At 33.1% G+C, this 4,602-nt stretch carries 7 protein-coding genes; all 7 read right to left on the bottom strand.

Annotated elements, in window-relative coordinates:
• Window positions 1–158: 158 nt before the first annotated feature.
• Window positions 159–614 carry a Mut7-C RNAse domain-containing protein gene (locus AB1414_15980; protein MEW6608918.1) on the bottom strand — a complete coding sequence of 152 codons (456 nt, stop codon included), beginning with the start codon at window positions 612–614 and terminating at the stop codon, window positions 159–161.
• A 124-nt stretch (window positions 615–738) separates the two neighbouring features.
• Window positions 739–1,569 (bottom strand): SAM-dependent chlorinase/fluorinase, encoded by an 831-nt coding sequence (locus AB1414_15975; GenBank protein ID MEW6608917.1) that lies wholly within the window; start codon window positions 1,567–1,569, stop codon window positions 739–741.
• A 4-nt stretch (window positions 1,570–1,573) separates the two neighbouring features.
• A complete protein-coding gene (locus AB1414_15970; protein MEW6608916.1) occupies window positions 1,574–2,227 on the bottom strand; it encodes a chemotaxis protein CheC in 654 nt (217 codons plus the stop codon).
• A 66-nt stretch (window positions 2,228–2,293) separates the two neighbouring features.
• Window positions 2,294–2,650, bottom strand: coding sequence for a response regulator (locus AB1414_15965; protein ID MEW6608915.1), 357 nt, complete (start codon window positions 2,648–2,650; stop codon window positions 2,294–2,296).
• Complete coding sequence (locus AB1414_15960; protein MEW6608914.1) at window positions 2,647–3,030, bottom strand: response regulator; 384 nt, start codon at window positions 3,028–3,030, stop codon at window positions 2,647–2,649. Before AB1414_15960 ends, AB1414_15965 begins: the two co-directional genes overlap by 4 nt.
• A gap of 7 nt (window positions 3,031–3,037) precedes the next feature.
• Window positions 3,038–3,469: a hypothetical protein gene (locus AB1414_15955; protein MEW6608913.1), complete on the bottom strand. Its 432-nt coding sequence runs from the start codon at window positions 3,467–3,469 to the stop codon at window positions 3,038–3,040.
• 422 nt (window positions 3,470–3,891) lie between these two features.
• Window positions 3,892–4,602 (bottom strand): Rpn family recombination-promoting nuclease/putative transposase (locus AB1414_15950; protein MEW6608912.1); only part of this gene is annotated, 711 nt, incomplete at its 5' end.

Genomic DNA, 4,602 nt, shown 5'->3' with positions numbered 1-4,602 from the left:
TTAATGACCCTCTGGGTTATCTTTTGGGACTCCAAAATGTCAAGAGAAACAAAAAGATGGCAAGAAATGAGGTAACACAATGCCACGCACCGTAAATATAGCCTTAAGTTCTACGCAACGCTCTCGTTACCAAAAAACTTAATTTTTTACTTGACATTTTACCGTAAGACTTTTAGATTTTCTACCTTTGCCTTAATATTCATCCAATGGCTACCTTGCCAATAATATCTGTTGCAGGTAGGACAGCACCAGAATTCATTATAAGTTTGATAGACAAATTCAGGTAATTTATCTTTAATCATCTCTTTATCAATTTCTATCAATAAGGTATTGCATTTTGGGCATCTTGAAAATAGGGCACATTCTATTTCAATCTTAAACCTCTGGATTACCTGTTTAAGTTGTTCATCTATTATTTCATCTTTAATTAAAAGTGTCGGAACAATCCAGTTTCTTGCCAATTGTGTATCACGGGTAAGTAATATTCTACCTTCATTTTGGGCAATTTCTATTAAATCATAGTCGTTTTGTGTGCGATAATATATTGTATCATACCCAAGAATTCGTAGCCATTTGGCTAATTTACCTAACATATCATCGGCTATAAATTTCATCGTAATCAAATTTGTAATTATTCAACCACAGATAGACACAGATGAAACACGGATTTTATGTAACTGTTCACCGCAGAGACACAGAGACGCAGAGAAAAAATCTTTTATGTGATCTAATTTATTTCTATGTTTTCTCTGTTCCTCTGCGTCTCTGCGGTAAAAGATTACCTGAAGGGTTACGAATTATGACTTCTGTTTTTCCCTTTTCAATTTTAAGTAATTGTTGAGCATTAGCCTGATTTGCGGCGACCTCCAGGTGATTACTACTGCCCCATAAGGCTAAGAGTTTTCCTGGTTTTAACTGACTATATGTTTTGTTAATACCTTTTATTTTCTGCCCTGCTATTTCAATTAACACTTCAGAATCATCAAAAGTAAATTCTTCTTTGACAATATTCGTAATTAGATTCCCAAAATGGTCGATATAGATTATCTGACCAACTATTTTATCTTTATTAAATTCAGGTTTAAATTCAGGAGCAAGTGTTTTTATTTTATTTAGTTCAGGACCAAATTCTTCAATGTTTTTACCCAAACTTAAATAAGCGGCTACCGGAGCAAAAATATCTCTTCCCTGGAAGGTTTGACTAACTTCCTCCAGGAAATACTTTTTATTGGTCAGTTCAACAATTTTTATCTCTTTAAATCTATCCAAGATAAAACTTAAAATTCCATTATCTGGAGCCAAAAAATAGTAATCTTTTGATTTTAGTAAAATAATTTTACGCTGGCTACCAACCTCAGGGTCAACAATAATAATATGAATTGTTCCTTTCGGGAAATAATTGAAAGAAGATTTGAGAATATAGCCTGCTTCCACCAGACCATAAGAATTTATAAGATGAGTAATATCAATTATTTTTACCTCAGGATTGATTGAATGGATTACTCCTTTTATTATCCCGACATAATTATCTTTTAGCCCAAAATCTGTGATTAAAGTAATAATTGGCATTTTACTATTTTATTTTCAAAATTAATTTATCAATTGCCTTCACGATTACTTTCATCGTCTGTCCATCAAAGAGTAAGAAAAAACTTCCCCAAAATCTTAAAAATGGGGATTTATTAAAGGTAGATTGATAACACAAAACAGAATCTATTTCAGAATATGGCAAAGGGGTTTGTCGTTTTAGGGAAATTTCTAATTCTTGAGTTAACCAGTTTAGAAAATCTTCTCCTTTATAAATAACAATATTTGCGGTATAACAAACAAGTAAAATATCTAAAAAGTTAGATAAAGCATGGGTATAAGTAGAAATAATCAGTTGACCGATTTTTTTAAGATAGGATTCATCAGATTCCGAGATAGTCGTAAGAGAAGGGTCTCGCTCTTTTATCGTTTCATTTAACATAGAAAGTCCATTTTCGTAAGGGAAAATCATCACCACTTTTCCCATTACCTCTCCGAGTAACCCGCTACTTATTCCAATAGTTAAACCTTCTGAATCTTCAATCAATTCATTAAATTTGTTTGCTGGAACTAATTTTATTTCGGGAATAATGGGGATAATTTTCTCATTTGCGAGTTGAGATAAACAAGTGCTGACATGCCCATTCCCAATATTTCCAATTTCCCGTAATGCATCTAATTGAAAATTTGTTAATTGCATTGTTCTAATTAGCCTTTTTAGGAAAGTTGACCGGAAATAAGTTGACTGGTAGTAACTTGTTTCCTTTTATTTAATCATTCTGATTGCTGAGGCTAAGAGATTTTCAGGAGTAACAGGTTCTATAAGATATTCCAAAGCGCCGGCTCGCATTGCCTCACCTACATACGATTCATTTCCACTATCACTTAAAATTAAAATTCTCGCATCTGGATTTATTGCTCTAATCCTTTTTACTATTTCCACCCCGAGCATATCCAAAATTCTAACAATAACTAAATATGGTTTGAGCATCCGATATTTTTCTACAGCCTCAATTCCTTCTCTACTTTCCCAACACTCGGCTAATTTATTATTAAGGAACAAATCACGGATTTGTCCTCGACGCCATGCTGAATCATCAATAATAAGAACCTTTTCCATCATCTTTCTTTAATGACATCACTTATTATTTTTATAAGATTATTATGTTCAAAAGGTTTAATACAGAAATTTTTTGCTCCAGCCGCCAATGCCTCGTTAATCAACATCTGATTTTCCATCGCACTGACTATAATTATTAAGGCAGATGGGTCAATCTTGATTATCCATTTAATCGTTTCAATGCCATTCATTGTGGGGTCTGGCAAAATTATATCCATTAATACCACATCAGGTTTTAACTCACGATATTTCTGGATAGCAAATGCTCCATCATAAGCCTCTCCTACTATTTCATATCCTTGGTGTGTTAATAACTTACGGAGGATTATCCTCATAAATTTTGAATCATCAACAAGAAGTATTCTGGGTCGTTTTAACTTCATAATGTTTTTATAATTCAAACTTCTCCCGAATCTTTTCTACATCTTTCAAACTTATCTTAGTTTTTGAGGAAACTGCATTAAACTTATCTGCTATTTTTTTATTTGTATCTTTGGGATTCTGAACAATTAAAGCAATAATTTTGCCTATCTCTGGTTCAGGTAACTCCTTAACTTTCCCTTTTTCTATTTCGGGATAGAAGATAGAGTTTACATCCTCTGTTTCAAATTTCCTTTTTATGTCTCGAAATGCAGATTCAGTAAAACCTAACAGTGGCGCAAAATAAGATGCTGCCCCACCGCTATAATGGAGCATCATCATCAGAAATTTGACAAATAAGGTATCTTTTTTATCCACTTTTAGCGTGAAATCTTTCAGGAAGGTTATCTCGACCGTATTTTTTTTACCTTCCACTGGCTCAATTGAAAAAATTTTCTTCATTTCATTCTACCTCCTTAAATTTGGTAATTGGTAACTGGTGAATGGTAATTAGTTACCATTTAACCGATTACTTAGTTTATAATTTCGTGAAGCCCTATTTTAGTAAATAGCCTTTCACGAAATTCATAACTCCTTGATTTAAATAAACTTACAAACACACCTCTTTTCTTATTGCCCTCCTGTTACATAACTCCTTAATTTTAAAAAACGTAACTATTCACCGCAGAGACGCGGAGACACAGAGAAAAAATTAAAATCTATTGGCTATACGCTTAATTCCATCTATTAGAACAGAAACATTAAAATTGATCAATAAACCTATCCTTTTATTCCTCATTCTTCCTATGCAGATTCTAATAGACATGAATCTAATGTCTTATGTATTTCAATTGCTGCCCCAATAATTTTTTCTGTTATCTGATTTATTTCCATGTTTTCTCTGTTCCTCTGCACCTCTGCGGTGAACAGTTACTAATTTCCTCTATTGTTAATCCCGTTACCTGTGATATTTTTTCAACTTTCTCTCCTAATTTCAAAAGACTTTTCACTATTTCTATTTTGCCTTGTTGTATTCCTTGTTGTATTCCTTGTTGTATTCCTTGTTTTAACCCTTTTTGTATTCCTTTTTCTATTCCTTGTTTTAACCCTTGTTTTAAGGCAAACTCTATCGCACCTCTTTGCATTCGGATAAAATCGTGCCGCTTATATTGAATTTCTAACTCCTTTTCACTCATCCCCGCTGTATTGGCTATTTCAAATGCCTCCTTTATTTCTATCTCTTTAACTAATGTCTCTGGTGTATATTCAAGTCTGCCTGCATTCTTTATAAAATATATCCATTTGTCTTTGATTGAATCCAGTTCATCCTCATTCTTCTTGAATTTGGGCAATTCGATAAAAACAAGTTCGATTTCATCATGGTATTTGATTAAAGTCTCCTTTTCGATGAGATTGAAATAGGTGATAACCTTATCTACATCCTCGAACATGATAAAGTCCGTAATGGTTAGAGCAATAATAGGTTCAAGGCTGGTAAATGACTCTGTCTCTTTTAACTGAGCTGAATATGTCTTAGCCGCATTATATAAAATCCTTTTCTCAAACCCTTCTACATTCAAAACCTGCATCTCGAT

This window comes from bacterium (assembly GCA_040755795.1).
Lineage (GTDB): Bacteria > UBA9089 > CG2-30-40-21 > CG2-30-40-21 > SBAY01 > JBFLXS01.
This window is presented reverse-complemented; position numbering and strand designations above follow the sequence as displayed.

What these genes read in the sequence shown, in the direction of transcription:
- AB1414_15980 (MEW6608918.1), bottom strand. Translation starts at nt 614, where the DNA reads ATGAAATTTATAGCCGATGATATGTTAGGTAAATTAGCCAAATGGCTA.
- AB1414_15975 (MEW6608917.1), bottom strand. Translation starts at nt 1,569, where the DNA reads ATGCCAATTATTACTTTAATCACAGATTTTGGGCTAAAAGATAATTAT.
- AB1414_15970 (MEW6608916.1), bottom strand. Translation starts at nt 2,227, where the DNA reads ATGCAATTAACAAATTTTCAATTAGATGCATTACGGGAAATTGGAAAT.
- AB1414_15965 (MEW6608915.1), bottom strand. Translation starts at nt 2,650, where the DNA reads ATGATGGAAAAGGTTCTTATTATTGATGATTCAGCATGGCGTCGAGGA.
- AB1414_15960 (MEW6608914.1), bottom strand. Translation starts at nt 3,030, where the DNA reads ATGAAGTTAAAACGACCCAGAATACTTCTTGTTGATGATTCAAAATTT.
- AB1414_15955 (MEW6608913.1), bottom strand. Translation starts at nt 3,469, where the DNA reads ATGAAGAAAATTTTTTCAATTGAGCCAGTGGAAGGTAAAAAAAATACG.